The 13,960-nt window shown below is 70.0% G+C and carries 11 protein-coding genes; 6 read left to right on the top strand and 5 right to left on the bottom strand.

The window, feature by feature from the left end; translation table 11 throughout:
• The first annotated feature begins 4 nt into the window (after positions 1-4).
• From qcrA to OE229_RS11690, 3 genes are all read left to right on the top strand, one after another.
• Entirely contained in the window at positions 5-1,069 is a 1,065-nt protein-coding gene (gene qcrA, locus OE229_RS11700; protein WP_027465615.1) for a cytochrome bc1 complex Rieske iron-sulfur subunit, read from the top strand.
• Positions 1,069-2,757, top strand: coding sequence for a cytochrome bc1 complex cytochrome b subunit (gene qcrB, locus OE229_RS11695; protein WP_071403835.1), 1,689 nt, complete (start codon positions 1,069-1,071; stop codon positions 2,755-2,757). The genes qcrA and qcrB overlap by 1 nt, the downstream gene beginning before the upstream one ends.
• 167 nt (positions 2,758-2,924) lie before the next feature.
• Positions 2,925-3,884, top strand: a complete 960-nt coding sequence (locus OE229_RS11690) for a phosphodiesterase (protein ID WP_259577855.1) — start codon at positions 2,925-2,927, stop codon at positions 3,882-3,884.
• Between the two features lie 559 nt (positions 3,885-4,443).
• Here the strand turns inward: OE229_RS11690 and OE229_RS11685 are convergent.
• Genes OE229_RS11685 through OE229_RS11670 form a run of 4 tightly spaced genes read right to left on the bottom strand, consistent with a single transcriptional unit; the run spans position 4,444 to position 8,612 of the window.
• Complete coding sequence (locus tag OE229_RS11685; RefSeq protein WP_262138133.1) at positions 4,444-6,018, bottom strand: stealth family protein; 1,575 nt, start codon at positions 6,016-6,018, stop codon at positions 4,444-4,446.
• A gap of 49 nt (positions 6,019-6,067) precedes the next feature.
• Positions 6,068-6,499 carry a DUF6804 family protein gene (locus OE229_RS11680; RefSeq protein ID WP_182065019.1) on the bottom strand — a complete coding sequence of 144 codons (432 nt, stop codon included), beginning with the start codon at positions 6,497-6,499 and terminating at the stop codon, positions 6,068-6,070.
• Positions 6,499-7,083 (bottom strand): GDSL-type esterase/lipase family protein, encoded by a 585-nt coding sequence (locus OE229_RS11675; RefSeq protein ID WP_182065018.1) that lies wholly within the window; start codon positions 7,081-7,083, stop codon positions 6,499-6,501. Before OE229_RS11675 ends, OE229_RS11680 begins: the two co-directional genes overlap by 1 nt.
• A complete protein-coding gene (locus OE229_RS11670) occupies positions 7,080-8,612 on the bottom strand; it encodes an SDR family oxidoreductase (RefSeq protein ID WP_247737742.1) in 1,533 nt (510 codons plus the stop codon). Before OE229_RS11670 ends, OE229_RS11675 begins: the two co-directional genes overlap by 4 nt.
• 43 nt (positions 8,613-8,655) lie before the next feature.
• Here OE229_RS11670 and deoC point away from each other — a divergent pair, with 43 nt between their 5' ends.
• The 3 genes from deoC (at position 8,656) to OE229_RS11655 (ending at position 11,289) form a co-directional block, all read left to right on the top strand.
• Positions 8,656-9,387, top strand: a complete 732-nt coding sequence (gene deoC / locus OE229_RS11665) for a deoxyribose-phosphate aldolase (RefSeq protein ID WP_111223670.1) — start codon at positions 8,656-8,658, stop codon at positions 9,385-9,387.
• 171 nt (positions 9,388-9,558) lie between these two features.
• Positions 9,559-10,512 (top strand): ROK family protein, encoded by a 954-nt coding sequence (locus tag OE229_RS11660; RefSeq protein WP_262138131.1) that lies wholly within the window; start codon positions 9,559-9,561, stop codon positions 10,510-10,512.
• Between the two features lie 195 nt (positions 10,513-10,707).
• Entirely contained in the window at positions 10,708-11,289 is a 582-nt protein-coding gene (locus tag OE229_RS11655) for a hypothetical protein (RefSeq protein WP_262138130.1), read from the top strand.
• Positions 11,290-11,614: 325 nt separating this feature from the next.
• Here OE229_RS11655 and OE229_RS11650 read toward each other — a convergent pair whose 3' ends face one another.
• Positions 11,615-13,939 carry a RelA/SpoT family protein gene (locus OE229_RS11650; RefSeq protein WP_228513657.1) on the bottom strand — a complete coding sequence of 775 codons (2,325 nt, stop codon included), beginning with the start codon at positions 13,937-13,939 and terminating at the stop codon, positions 11,615-11,617.
• Positions 13,940-13,960: the final 21 nt, after the last annotated feature.

The following is a 13,960-nucleotide window of genomic DNA, read 5'->3' as shown; positions in this document are numbered from 1 at the left end:
CACCATGGCAGAGCACGACGACGAGACGCTGAACTCGTCCTCGGCTGTCGAGAAGCACGGCACGACCACCTCCCCCGGGATCGCGGTCCTCCCCGTCGACCCGTTCGAGAACCCGGGCGAGCCGCCGCACCGCCCGCGTCGCACCGACGTCGACCCGAAGAAGCAGCGTCTGGCCGAGCGCCAGGTCGCCGCGTACTTCTACCTGTCGATCGTCGGCAGCGTCCTGTCGATCGCGGCCTACGTCGCCTTCCCGATCGACCCGAGCGACTTCGGAACGGTCCGTACTGCGAACCTCTTCCTGGGCCTGTCGATCGCCCTCGCGCTCCTCGCCCTCGGCCTCGGTGCCGTCTACTGGTCGAAGTCGCTCGTCGTCGACCGCGAGATCACCGAGCTCCGCCACGGGACCCGCGGCACCGATGCGACCCGTGCCAAGGCGGTCGAGGCGTTCCAGCTCGCCGACAAGGAGTCGGGTTTCAGCCGTCGCAAGCTGATCCGCAACTCGATGATCGGTGCCCTGGCCGCGTTCCCGCTCCCCGGCATCGTCCTGGTCCGTGACCTCGCTCCGGCCGAGGACCCCAACGAACTGCTCCGCCACACCTTCTGGAAGCAGGGCCTGCGCCTGACGAAGGACCCGACGGGTCTGCCGATCAAGGCCTCCGACGTCACCATCGGTTCGGTGTTCCACGTCATCCCCGAGGGCATGCTCGAGTCCGAGCACATGCTGGAGGAGAAGGCCAAGGCCTCCGTCCTCCTCATGCGTCTCGACCCGAAGGACCTCAACCCGTCCAAGGGTCACGAGAACTGGGGCTACGACGGCATCGTCGCGTACTCCAAGATCTGCACTCACGTCGGTTGCCCCGTCGCGCTCTACGAACAGCAGACGCACCACCTGCTGTGCCCGTGCCACCAGTCCACCTTCGATGTCTCGAACAACTGCGAGGTCATCTTCGGTCCGGCAGCACGCCCCCTCCCCCAACTTCCGATCGCGATCGACGACGACGGCTACCTGGTTGCCCAGAGCGACTTCCACGAGCCGGTCGGACCGTCCTTCTGGGAGCGTGAACGCTGATGACCAGCACCACCACCACCGCACCGAACACGTCGACGAACAAGCCGGCGCCGGAGCGCGGATCCCGCATCATCGGCGGGGTCGCCAACTACATCGACGAGCGCACCAGCATCTCGGGCCTCGTCAAGGAAGTCGGCCGCAAGATCTTCCCGGACCACTGGAGCTTCATGCTCGGCGAGGTGGCGTTGTACAGCTTCGTCGTCGTGCTGCTCTCCGGGACCTTCCTGACGTTCTTCTTCCAGGCGTCCATGACCGAGGTCGTCTACAACGGCTCGTACGTCCCCCTCAAGGGTGTGGCGATGTCGACGGCCCTGCAGTCCACGCTCGACATCTCGTTCGACATCCGCGGCGGGCTCTTCGTCCGACAGGTCCACCACTGGGCGGCCCTGCTGTTCGTGGCGTCGATCATGCTGCACATGGCCCGAGTGTTCTTCACCGGTGCCTTCCGCAAGCCGCGTGAGCTCAACTGGGTCTTCGGGTTCCTGCTCTGGGTCCTCGCCATGGCCGAGGGCTTCACCGGCTACTCGCTCCCCGACGACCTGCTCTCCGGGAACGGGCTGCGGATCATCGTCGGCATGATCGAGGGCGTCCCGGTGATCGGCGTCTGGATCGCCTACCTGTTGTTCGGTGGCGAGTTCCCGGGGACCGACATCGTCGGCCGCCTGTACACGCTGCACATCCTGCTGCTGCCGGCGATCCTCGTCGCGGTGCTCGGTGTCCACCTCGTGCTCGTCGTGATCAACAAGCACACGCAGTTCGCGGGTCCCGGCAAGACCAACGAGAACGTCGTCGGTGTCCCGATCCTCCCGGCGTTCGCCGCGAAGGCCGGTGGGTTCTTCTTCATCGTCGCGGGCATCCTGGCCCTCATCGCGTCGCTGTTCACGATCAACCCGATCTGGAACTACGGCCCGTACGACCCCTCCCCGGTCTCCGCCGGTACCCAGCCCGACTGGTACATCGGCTTCGCCGACGGCGCGCTCCGACTGGTCCCGCCGCACTGGGAGGTCGTGTGGTTCGGCTACACGGTGTCGTTCAACATCCTGGCGCCGATCGCGGTCCTGGTGCTGCTCATCCTGGCGATCCTGCTCTACCCCTTCATCGAGGCGTGGGTCACGGGCGACAAGCGTGAGCACCACATCCTCGACCGTCCGCGCAACGCCCCGACGCGCACGGCGTTCGGTGCCGCTGGCATCACGCTCTACGCCAGCCTCTGGGCGGCAGCCTCGTCGGACATCATCGCGACGCACTTCCTGGTGTCGATCGAACACGTGATCCACGTGATCCAGGCAACGACGGTCCTCGGTCCGTTCATCGCCTTCTGGATCACCAAGCGCGTGTGCCTCGCCCTCCAGAAGAAGGACCGCGAGATCGTCCTGCACGGCTACGAGTCGGGGCGCATCGTCCGACTCCCCCACGGCGAGTACATCGAGGTGCACGAGCAGCTCGACGAGTACGAGCGGTGGAAGCTCCTGCAGTTCAACGAGTACAAGCCGCTCATGATCCGCCCGAACGCCAAGGGCAAGATCACGGGTCTGCAGAAGGTCCGCGCCGGCGTGTCCCGCTTCTTCTTCGAAGACCGCATCGAGCCGGTCTCGAAGGCCGAGCTCGAAGCAGCGCACGCCGCGCACCACGGCCCGAACCTCGAGGGTGGTCACCAGGCTCCCCAGGTCGGCCCCGGCGATCACTGATCGGTAGCGCACGAAGCAACCCCCGTCACGAAGTGGCGGGGGTTTCTTCGTGCGCAGGGCAACACGCCGCCCCCAGTTCACGGCTGGTTCACCCTCGCGTGCTGGACTCGTCCAGGACGGTGTGGCAACGTGTTGCACCACGCATCCGCCAACGGAATGAGACCCCGATGGACAGCCGGACGGCCGAACACCCCAGGCCGAACCACTTCCTCCTCCACCTCAGCGACACGCACCTCGTCTCCGGGGACCGCGACCTGTACGGCGACGTCGACTCCGCCGCCCGGCTCACGCAGATCGTCGCTGACATCGAAGCCTCGGGCACGCGTCCCGAAGCGATCGTCGTCACCGGCGACGTGGCCGACAAGGGCGAGCCGGGCGCGTACGCCCGTGTGCGCGAGATCCTCGAGCCGGCCGCCCGGCGGATCGGTGCGCAGATCATCTGGGCGATGGGCAACCACGATGAGCGCGGCGCCTTCCGTCAGGAGCTCTTCGGCCTGCAGCCCACCGATCGCCCGGTCGACTTCGTGTACGACGTCAACGGTCTCCGTGTGATCACGCTCGACACGAGCGTGCCCGGTCACCACCACGGCGAGGTCTCCCCCGACCAGCTCGACTGGCTCGCCGAGGTCCTGTCCGAGGCAGCGCCGCACGGCACCATCCTGGCGATGCACCACCCGCCGGTGCCGAGCGTCCAAGACCTCACCGTCCTCGTCGAGTTGCGCGACCAGCAGGCCCTTGCCGAAGTCGTCGAGGGCAGCGACGTCCTCGCCATCATCGCCGGTCACCTGCACTACTCGACCAGTGCCGTGTTCGCCGGCATCCCGGTGTCCGTCGCCAGCGCCACCTGCTACACCCAGGACCTCACCGAGTACCAGGGCGGTACCCGCGGCCGCGACGGTGCGCAGTCGTTCAACCTCGTGCACGTCTACGGGCGCAACGTCGTCCACTCGGTGGTGCCGATCGGCCACTACGCCACCGTCGGACAGCCCGTGTCTGCGCTCGAAACCGAAGCGAAACTCGCCGCGCACGGCGTGACGATCCCGGCGGCTGTCGAGCCGGCACCGGTCACCTCGAGCATCCCGGTGTTCACGCTCGACTCGGTGCCCGTCTCCCCCGTTCACCGGTAGCGCCGCGCGCGAGGAGTCGCGCACCACGAGTGCAGAAGAGGTCGGGTCCGTCATGCGGACCCGACCTCTTCTGCTCACCAGGCGGGTGCGGGCGTCCTAGGCCCCGAGCGACGAGCGGTCACGACTCCCCACGCGTGCAACGTCGCGTGGTCACGATGCGTCGTCTGGCGGCACCGCACGCAACGGTTCGTGACCGTTCGGCGGGCAACCGGCGGGGTGCCCTGACCGCGCGCCGGCGTGTACGTCCCGACGGCACGCAGGACGGCCGGGAGGCTCGTGGCGGCGCCGACTCGCGCCACCCGACACACGGGGTGGTCGGGACACACCGCTCGGCCTGCGACGCGTGGTCACGTTCCGTTGGTTGGAGGGGACGGTCTGTGACCGGTCGGCGTGGGGGTGGCGGGATGTGGCGACCGGTCGAGGCCGATGGAGGGCCCAACCCGGTGGCTGGGTTCCGGCGTGGGACCGGGCTCGCAGGCTCGCCCGGAGCGCCCCAGCAGGCCGCTGGCGCCTCCTGATCGCCCCGTGGGACCGGGCTCGCAGGCTCGCCCGGAGCGCCTCAGCAGGCCGCTGGCGCGTCCTGATCGCTGGGGCGCTCCCACGGTGCGGGGAACGGGAAGTAGCGCTCCAGGAAGTCCGTCACGCGCTGCGTGCGCTCGTCGTCGCTGACCTCCGGGAAGCTGCCGTCGTTGAGGCAGAAGAAGTCGGCGTTCCGCTTCTTCAGCAGCTCGTCGAGCGACCGGAGCCCGGACTGCATCGTCGTGTCGATGTACCGGACGTCGGCGTTCTCCTGCACGATGGCGCGCCCGGTGAGCAGCGAGTAGTAGTGGTACAACGAGTTCGTCACCGAGATGTTGTCCGCGGCCCGGAAGCGCGAGGCTGCCGTCGACGCGAACTCGTCAGCGAACTCGTGCTCCATCTCGGTCATGATCGAGGCACGCAGGGGCGTCGGAGCGTGCTCGAGGTGCCGGGTCGTCACCGCACCGAAGCGCTGCTGCAGCAGGCGACGGTTCACGCGGGCGGAGTTCTCGAAACCGCTGCGTGCGGGGTTGTTCGACCCGAGCCCGATGCGGGTGGTGGCGAGGATGAACTTCGTCACGGATCCGGGGCTGAAGAACATCGACGGGTCCGTCAGGCGCCCGAAGAACATGTCGTCGTTCGAGTAGATGAAGTGCTCGCTGATGCCCGGGATGTGGTGCAGCTGCGACTCGACGGCCTGCGAGTTGTGGGTCGGCAGCACCGACGGGTCAGCGAAGAACTCCTCGCTGCGGACGATCCGGACCTTCGGGTGCTCGGCGAGCCAGTGCGGTGCCGGGGAGTCCGTCGCGATGTAGATCTGGCGGATCCACGGCGCGAAGGTGTGCACCGAGCGGAGCGCGTACTTCAGCTCGTCGATCTGCCGGAACCGGGCCGGGGCATCGTCGCCCTCCCCCAGGACGGCGTTCGACTGCGCGGCCTGGCGGGCACGCTGGTACTCGATGGCGTTGCCGTCGACCCACGAGAAGACGATGTCGATCGGGAAGCGGATGTCCGAGACGTGGTCGTCGAACATGTGCTCGACGGTGCGCCAGGTGCGGCCGTAGCGCTCGATGTCGACGAGGACGAACTCCTCGATCGGCAGACTGCGCCGCATCAGGGCGTTCTCGACGGGTGCGAGGACCTCGGTGTCGGTGACCCGCCAGAACTCGAGCTGGACGCTCGTCTCTGCGCCGTACCGCAGACGCCCGAGGGGCTCGAGCCGCGGTCGGAACACGCGGAGCACGGGTTCCTCGACGGAGCCGAGTCCGTCGTCCTGCACGAGCACGGCAGGCTTGCCCGGGGGCTTCGCGTAGAAGGGCTCGTTGACGGCCGCGGACATCACGGCGCTCTCGGCGCGCTGACGGTCACGCTCGTCGAGGGCGATCACCGGACGCTGGTCGTTGCCGCGGATGAGCAGGTGGTCGACGTCAGCCCCGGTGAGCGCGTCGTCGAGGAACAGCAGGTCCTCGATCATCGACTGCTGCGGTGTGAGGTGTCCGTTGATGAGCGTCAGGCGCCCCTTGCGGACGACGACGTCGGATCGGTCGAGACCGCCGGAGGACGGTCGAGGGTTCAGCAGAGGACTCTCGGTCACCGGCTCGGTCTCGTCGTTCATCCATGCCCTTCGGGTCGTGCGGTCGGGTCCTGTACCCGACCTGCCGATCCTACCGTCCGTCCGACTCGCGGGGCACCTTGACGACGATGCCCACCACGATGAACAGCGCGGCTGCCACCAGCTGCAGTGCTGCCCACACCTGTCCGGGGATCGGCACCGTGACGAGCGGGTTCCAGCAGACGGCGACGGCGGCCATGAGCAGGGCAGCCCACCAGGCCTTCCCGCGCACGCTGAAGACGAGCACGATGAGCGCGAGCACCGTGACACCCCAGCGGGCGAAGACGAAGCCCGACGAGTCCACGATGGCGACACACGCGAGCAGCACGATCGCCGCGATCATCGACGGCGCCAGTGCGGGGCGGGTGAAGGGTGGCGTGGTCCGGGCGCCGTTGGCCGGTGCGGCGGCTGCGGGTCGAGGGGACCCGGCGGGCACGCCGTGCTGGGACGACCCCACCGGGGGCCGCCCCTTGCGTGCGGCCATCAGTCCGCGGAGCCGTCGAGGTCGATCGCCTGGATCGACCGCGACATCGGCGGCAGGTCACGGACACGCTCGAGCGCCGGCACCAGTTCACCGACCAGCGCGCGGTAGCCCTCTTCGGTCAGGTGCAGGCCGTCTTCGGTGAAACGGGCGTCGAGGTGGTCGCCGTCGGCCAGGGCTGGCCAGGCGTCGAGGTACTGCGCGTGACACGTCGCGACGAACTGACGGAGGTGCCGGTTGGCCTGCTCGATCTTCGCGGCGTACTCGGCCTGCCTGGGCAGGATCGACACGAGCAGCAGGCGCACGCCCGGCAGCTCGCGGCGGAGCGTGACGAGGATGGTCTCGACGTTGCGGACCACGTGCTCGGCGCTGGCGCGGTGGTTGCCGAAGTCGTTCGTGCCGATGAGCAGCACGATCACCTCGGGCTGTTCGGCGACGACGGCGTCGAGGCGCGTCAGCACGCCGTCGGTCGTGTCGCCACCGATGCCCTGGTTCAGCGTGTGCTCGTCGGGGAGCCACGTGTCCCAGTCGCCCTGTTCGGTGATGCTGTCCCCCAGGAAGAGGACGGGGCTGCGGTCGTCGGTCATGCTGCCTCCTCGTGCGCCGGCTCAGGGGTCCCGGTCTGCTGCGTCCGGTTGCGCTGCGTGGATTCGGTGTGGTCGGACTCCCGCTCGGCGGCGGCGGTGATGCGCTCGACCATACCGGGGAAGATGATGCCGTGGAACGGCAGGATGCCGTACCAGTACAGCCGCCCGGCGAGCCCCTGCGGGAAGTAGATCGCCCGCTGGTGGTAGTCACTGCCACCGTCGGGGTTCGGCGTGACGGTCATCTCGAGCCACGCACGGCCGGGCGACTTGAACTCGGCGCGGAGCCGCAGGTAGCGGCCGCGCTCCAGGCGTTCGACGCGCCACCAGTCGAGCGCGTCGCCCTGCTCGAGGCGCTGCTGGTCACGACGACCGCGGTTCAGCCCCACACCGCCGGCGATCTTGTCCATCCAGCCACGGGCCACCCAGGCGAGCGGGAACGAGTACCAGCCGTTCTCGCCGCCGATCGACTCGACGACGCGCCAGACGTCCTCGGCGGACGCACTGGAGTGCCGCTTCCGGTCGTCGACGTAGACCGTGTGCCCGGCCCAGTCGGGGTCGTTCGGCATCGGGTCGGCCGAGGCGCTCGAGAGCGTCGCGCTGCGCCAGCTCGTCTCGACCTGACCGGACCGCATCTTGTTGAGCGCCAGACGGACGGCCCGCCGGTACGAGGTGAGCCCGCCCTCGGGCTGCGGCACGACGTCGTCGATGTCGTGCTCGCGCTGCACGCACTCGAACTGCAGCGACTCGATGATCGGCGTCGCGAGCTTGCGCGGGATCGGGGTGACGGCGTTGAACCAGTGCGCGGCGAGACGCGGGGTGAGCACCGGCAGGACCGTGATCGGGCGCTGGGGCAGCTTCGCCTCGACCGCGTAGCCGTTCAGCATCTGGCCGTACCGCAGGACGTCGGGGCCGCCGATGTCGAAGGTGCGGTTGACGTCGGCGGGGACGTCGAGCGCGGCCACCAGGTAGTACAGGACGTCGCGCACGGCGATCGGCTGGATGTGGTTGCGGACCCAGCGCGGCGCGGGCATCCACGGCAGGACGTCGGTCAGGTGCCGGATCATCTCGAACGAGGTGCTGCCCGAGCCGATCACGACGCCCGCCTGGTACGCGACCGTCGGCACGCCGGAGCCGAGGAGGATCTCGCCCACCTCCTTGCGGCTGCGGAGGTGCTTGGACAGCTCGCCGTCGGGGTGGAGCCCGCCCAGGTAGACGAACCGGCTGACACCAGCCGCGTTCGCCTCGCTCGCCATGGTCTCGGCGGCTTCGCGCTCGGCCGACTCGAAGTCGCCGTCGGCCCCCATCGCGTGGGCCAGGTAGTAGACCGCCTCGATCCCGTCGACGGCGGCGCGCACCGCGTCGGCGTCCTGGAGATCACCCTCCGCGACGTCGACGTCGCTGCTCCACGGGACGTCCTGGAGCTTCCGGGGGTTGCGCACGAACACCCGGACGGAGTGGCCGGCTTCGAGGAGACGAGGGACGAGACGACCACCGATGTACCCGGTGGCGCCGGTGACGAGGACCTGCATGCCCTGCACGCTACGCGGCACGCCTGACGGGTAGGCTTGCCGGGTGGACAACGCAGCCTTCCCCGTCACCGTCGATGCCGTCCGCGGCCTCATCGACCACGCGATCCTGAAGCCCGAACTCACCCGCGCGGACGTCGACGCCCAGCTCGACGAAGCCGCCGCTCACCGCGTCTTCAGCGTCTGCGTCCGTCCGAGCGACGTCGCCCACGCCGTCGAGCGTCTCACGGGCACCGGCGTCGGCGTCGGCACCGTGATCGGCTTCCCGCACGGCACCACGTCCACCGCCGCGAAGGTCGCCGAGTCGCTGCAGGCCCTGGCCGACGGCGCGTTCGAGCTCGACATGGTGCAGAACATCGGTGCCGCGAAGTCGGGTGACTGGCAGCGCGTCGAGCAGGACGTCCGCGCGGTCGTCGACGCCGCCGGCGACACCGTCGTCAAGGTGATCCTCGAGACCGCGTTCCTGACCGACGACGAGATCGTCGCGGCGTCGCGTGCGGCACAGACCGCCGGGGCCGCCTTCGTGAAGACCTCGACCGGGTTCGCCGGCGGCGGCGCGACGGCCGAGCACATCGCCCTCATGCGCCGCACGGTCGGTGCCGACACCGGCGTGAAGGCGTCCGGCGGCGTCCGCGGGCTCGACACCCTGCTCGAGATGGTCGAGGCGGGTGCCGACCGCATCGGCACGAGCGCATCCGCCCGCATCCTCGACGAGGTCGCGCACCGCGCCGAGACGGGTGCCGCCTCGGCGCTCGGCGACGACACGACGTCCTACTGAACGGACCGGGCTGGGCCGACCGAGCTGAGCGGACCGAGCTGACCCGGCGCGTCCAGCCCACCTGACCCACCCCACCCAGCACGACCCACCACGACCAGGCCGGTGCCCACCGGACGCGACGACGCGTCGGCGACCCGCACCGTGCCTCCAGACCGCCGCATCGGAGCGCGCATGTCCAGCACCGCACCCCAGTCCCCCGCCCTCGCCCTGGCCGTCGACCTCGGCGGCACGAAGGTCGAGGCCGCGCTCGTCACCGACCAGGGCGTCGTGCTCCCGGCGACCCGGTTCCGCAGCCCCACCGGGCCGCAGCGCACCTCCGACGAGCTGCAGGCCGCCGTCGACGAGGTCGTCACGGCCGCGCTCGGCGCGCTGCCGGCCGACGCGACGCTCGTCGGCGTGGGCATCGGTTCCGCCGGGCCCGTCGACGAGGAGCACGGCCTCGTCTCCCCGCTCAACATGCCGGTCTGGCGCGGCCACCCGCTGCGCGACCGGATCGCGGCGCTCGTGCCCGGCGGCGTCCCGGTGACGCTCCGCATGGACGGCCTGGCGATCACCCTCGCCGAGCACTGGGTCGGCGCGGCCCAGGGCTCGGACCACGTCATGGGCATGATCGTGTCCACCGGTGTCGGCGGCGGGCTCATCCTGCACGGTCGCACCGTCAGCGGACCGACGGGCAACGCCGGACACATCGGCCACGTCGAGTGCGGCGGCTACGACGACCCCTGCGCCTGCGGGGGCACCGGTTGCCTCGAGGCGATCGCCAGCGGCCCGAAGACCGTGGCCTGGGCACGTCGTCAGGGCTTCGCCGGCACGACCGGCGAGGAGCTCTCGGCCGCGTACGCCGCCGGCGACGAGATCGCCGTCGCCGCGGTCAAGCGGAGCGGCCGTGCCCTCGGGCAGGCCATCGCCGCCGCCACGAGCCTGGTCGACCTCGAGATCGTCGCCATCGGCGGCGGGTTCTCGCACGTCACGCCGGACCTGTTCGAGTACGCCCGGCAGGCCGTGGCGGAGCGCGTCGAGTTCGGGTTCGTGACGAAGGTGCAGATCGTGCCGACGGGGTTGTCCCAGGACGGTCCGCTCATCGGTGCGGCGGCGCTCGTGCACCGCGCCGACGTCCTGCGCTGAGCGCGCGCGTCGCTCCCGGCCGGGCCCGGTCCGGCGCGCGGCCGGCGGGTGGTCGCGTCGTCGACGCGGCTCACGCCCTGGACATGACCGACGACGGCCGGGAGGCGCGGTGCGGGCTGCCACGCGCCTCCCGGCCGGTCCGTGGCTTGTCCACAGGCCTGTCGGCCGCGTCCGCAGGTCGGGCAGGATGTGCGGGTGCCCCGCCCGCGACTCCTGACCAGTGACGACTGGCCGGAACCCGAGCTGCGTGCGGCCGTCCTGGCCGGCGAACTGGTCGCCGTCGGTCCCTGCTGGGCCTCCCCTGCCGAACCGCAGACGCCGTCGTTGCGTGCCGCCGCTGCCGCCTGGGTCCTGCGGGACGCGCGCCTGATCGCCTGCAGCCTGACCGCCGCGTGGATCTGGGGTGCGGTGTCCCGGCCGTCGGCGCCGCTCGAGGCTTGCATCCCGCCGCAGGTCCGCGTGCACGTCGGTCCGGACGTCCGCCTGCGGGAGGTGCGGATCGACGTCGCCGACACCGCCGAGCTCTCGCGGCTGCGGGTCACGCTGCCGGCGCGGACCGCGGTCGACCTGCTCCGGACGCCGGGCCCCTCGGCTGGTGCGTTCGGGGTGGCCGAGGCGATGGCCGTGCACGGGCTGCTCGCGATCGGGGCAGTCACCGCTGCTGAGCTGCAGACGCGCCTGCGGTCCCTCGGGACGATCCCGATGGTGCGGCAGGCCGAGCGGCGGTTGCGGGGCCTGCAGGGGCTGCAGGACGCGGCTGGGGGTGCGGTCCGGTAGTGCGGTGGTCGGGGGTTGCGGGCTGGGGGTTGGGGGCGCGGGTGGTCACAACACCCCGCTCACGTTCGCCGGACGGTCACAAACTGTCGGTTGGCGGGGCCGCGGCCGACGGTTCGTGACCGGTCGACGGTTCCCGTGCGACGGGTCGTGACCGGTCGACGGGCGGGAGGCGCGGGTCGGGGCTGCCACGGGCCTCCGGCCGGGCGCGTGGGGGCGGCCAGGACACCCCGCTCGCGTTCGCCGAGTGGTCGCGGACCGTCGGTTGGCGGGGCCGCAGCCGACGGTGCGTGACCGGTCGACGGACGGGCCGCGCGCGGCCCCGCCGCTAGCCGGCGCTGACGCGGTAGACGTCGTAGACGGCGTCGATGCGTCGCACCGCGTTGAGCACACGGTCGAGGTGGATGGTGTCGCCCATCTCGAACACGAACCGGCTGAGCGCGAGACGGTCGGACGAGGTCGACACCGTCGCGGACAGGATGTTCACGTGGTGGTCGGTCAGCACCCGGGTGACGTCGCTGAGCAGGCCCGACCGATCGAGCGCCTCGATCTGGATCTGCACCAGGAACACCGACTTCGACGACGGGGCCCACTCGACCTCGATCATCCGGTCGGGTTCGTTCATGAGCGACTTCACGTTGGTGCACGACGATTGGTGCACCGAGACGCCCTGGCCGCGGGTGATGAAGCCCACGATCTGGTCGCCCGGTACCGGCGTGCAGCACTTCGCGAGCTTGACGAGGATGTCGGGCGCACCGCGGACCAGCACGCCGCTGTCACTCGTGCGCAGCTGTCGACTGGTGACCTGGCGCGGGAACGCGAGTTCCGGTTCGTCCGTCTCGGTTTCGGTCTGGACGTTGCCGAGGACCTTCTCGATCACCGACTGGGTCGAGACGTGTCCTTCGCCGATGGCGGCGTACAGGGCGGAGACGTCCTCGTACCGCATCGACGAGGCGACCTCGGCGATGCTGTCCTGGCTCATGATGCGCTGGAGCGGTAGGTTCTGCTTGCGCATGGCCCGGGCGATGGCGTCGCGACCCTGCTCGATCGCTTCTTCGCGGCGCTCCTTGGTGAACCACTGCTTGATCTTGTTGCGCGCGCGGGGGCTGCGGACGAACTGCAGCCAGTCCTGCGAGGGGCCGGAGTCGGGGTTCTTCGACGTGAAGATCTCGACGACGTCGCCGCTCGACAGCTGGCTCTCGAGCGGGACGAGGCGGCCGTTGACCTTCGCACCCATGGTGCGGTGGCCGATCTCGGTGTGCACCGCGTAGGCGAAGTCGACCGGGGTGGCTCCGGCGGGGAGACCGATGACCTTGCCCTGCGGCGTGAAGACGTAGGTCTCCTTGGCTCCGATCTCGTAGCGCAGCGAGTCCAGGAACTCACCAGGGTCGCTGGTCTCGGCCTGCCAGTCGGTGATGTGGGCGAGCCACGCCATGTCCTGGTCGTCCGTGGTCGACGAGGTGCCGGCGTCACGGCCGGCAGCGCGCTGTTTGTACTTCCAGTGGGCGGCGACACCGAACTCGGCGCGCTGGTGCATCTCGTGCGTGCGGATCTGGATCTCGACCGCGCGACCCTGCGGTCCGAGCACCGTGGTGTGCAGCGACTGGTACAGGTTGAACTTGGGGGTCGCGATGTAGTCCTTGAAGCGACCGGGCAGCGGGGTCCACCGGGCGTGCACCGATCCGAGCATGGCGTAGCAGTCGCGCACGGTCGGCACGAGCACGCGGATGCCGACGAGGTCGTAGATCTCGTCGAACTCACGACCCCGCACGATCATCTTCTGGTAGATCGAGTAGTACTGCTTCGGCCGGCCCATGACGTCACCACGGACCTTGGCGGCCTTCAGGTCCTTCTTCAGGGTCCCGATGACGTTCTGGACGAACTGCTCGCGCTTCGGCTGGCGTTCCTTGACCAGGCTGTCGATCTCGACGTAGAGCTTCGGGTGCAGGACCGCGAACGACAGGTCCTCGAGCTCGAGCTTGATCATCTGGATGCCGAGCCGGTGTGCGAGCGGCGCGTAGATCTCGAGCGTCTCCTTCGCCTTGCGCGTGGCGGAGGTCGACTCGACGAAGCCCCACGTACGGGCGTTGTGCAGGCGGTCGGCGAGCTTGATGACGAGGACGCGGATGTCCTTCGACATGGCGATGACCATCTTGCGGACGGTCTCGGCCTGCGCGCTGTCGCCGTACTTGACCTTGTCGAGCTTCGTGACGCCGTCGACGAGCATCGCGATCTCGTCGCCGAAGTCGGCCCGCAGCTGGTCGAGCTGGTAGTCGGTGTCCTCCACGGTGTCGTGCAGGAGCGCGGCCGCGATGGTGATCGTGCCGATGCCGAGGTCGGCCAGGATCTGCGCGACCGCGACGGGGTGCGTGATGTACGGCTCACCGGACTTGCGCTTCTGCCCGTCGTGCGCGCGCTCGGCGACCGAGTACGCCCGCTCGATGAGCGTCACGTCGGCCTTGGGGTGGTGCGAGCGGACCGTGCGGATCAACGTGTCCACGGCACCGGCCGGCTGCGCACGCGAGAACAGGCGCGGCAGCAGCGAGCGGAGGGAACCGAGGTTGCCGGTGGTGTTCGGACCGATCGGGCTCGACGGCCGCGGGGCGGATCCCGGGCGGCTCGGCGCGGACGGCTCTTCGCGGGTGTCCGTCATGATGCGCCTCCCAGGACTCGG

The organism is Curtobacterium poinsettiae, from assembly GCF_025677645.1.
GTDB lineage: Bacteria > Actinomycetota > Actinomycetes > Actinomycetales > Microbacteriaceae > Curtobacterium > Curtobacterium poinsettiae_A.
This window is presented reverse-complemented; position numbering and strand designations above follow the sequence as displayed.

Excerpts from the sequence above, each read along its gene's own strand:
- qcrA (WP_027465615.1), top strand. The coding sequence starts at position 5 with ATGGCAGAGCACGACGACGAGACGCTGAACTCGTCCTCGGCTGTCGAG.
- qcrB (WP_071403835.1), top strand. The coding sequence starts at position 1,069 with ATGACCAGCACCACCACCACCGCACCGAACACGTCGACGAACAAGCCG.
- OE229_RS11690 (WP_259577855.1), top strand. The coding sequence starts at position 2,925 with ATGGACAGCCGGACGGCCGAACACCCCAGGCCGAACCACTTCCTCCTC.
- OE229_RS11685 (WP_262138133.1), bottom strand. The coding sequence starts at position 6,018 with ATGAACGACGAGACCGAGCCGGTGACCGAGAGTCCTCTGCTGAACCCT.
- OE229_RS11680 (WP_182065019.1), bottom strand. The coding sequence starts at position 6,499 with ATGGCCGCACGCAAGGGGCGGCCCCCGGTGGGGTCGTCCCAGCACGGC.
- OE229_RS11675 (WP_182065018.1), bottom strand. The coding sequence starts at position 7,083 with ATGACCGACGACCGCAGCCCCGTCCTCTTCCTGGGGGACAGCATCACC.
- OE229_RS11670 (WP_247737742.1), bottom strand. The coding sequence starts at position 8,612 with ATGCAGGTCCTCGTCACCGGCGCCACCGGGTACATCGGTGGTCGTCTC.
- OE229_RS11660 (WP_262138131.1), top strand. The coding sequence starts at position 9,559 with ATGTCCAGCACCGCACCCCAGTCCCCCGCCCTCGCCCTGGCCGTCGAC.
- OE229_RS11650 (WP_228513657.1), bottom strand. The coding sequence starts at position 13,939 with ATGACGGACACCCGCGAAGAGCCGTCCGCGCCGAGCCGCCCGGGATCC.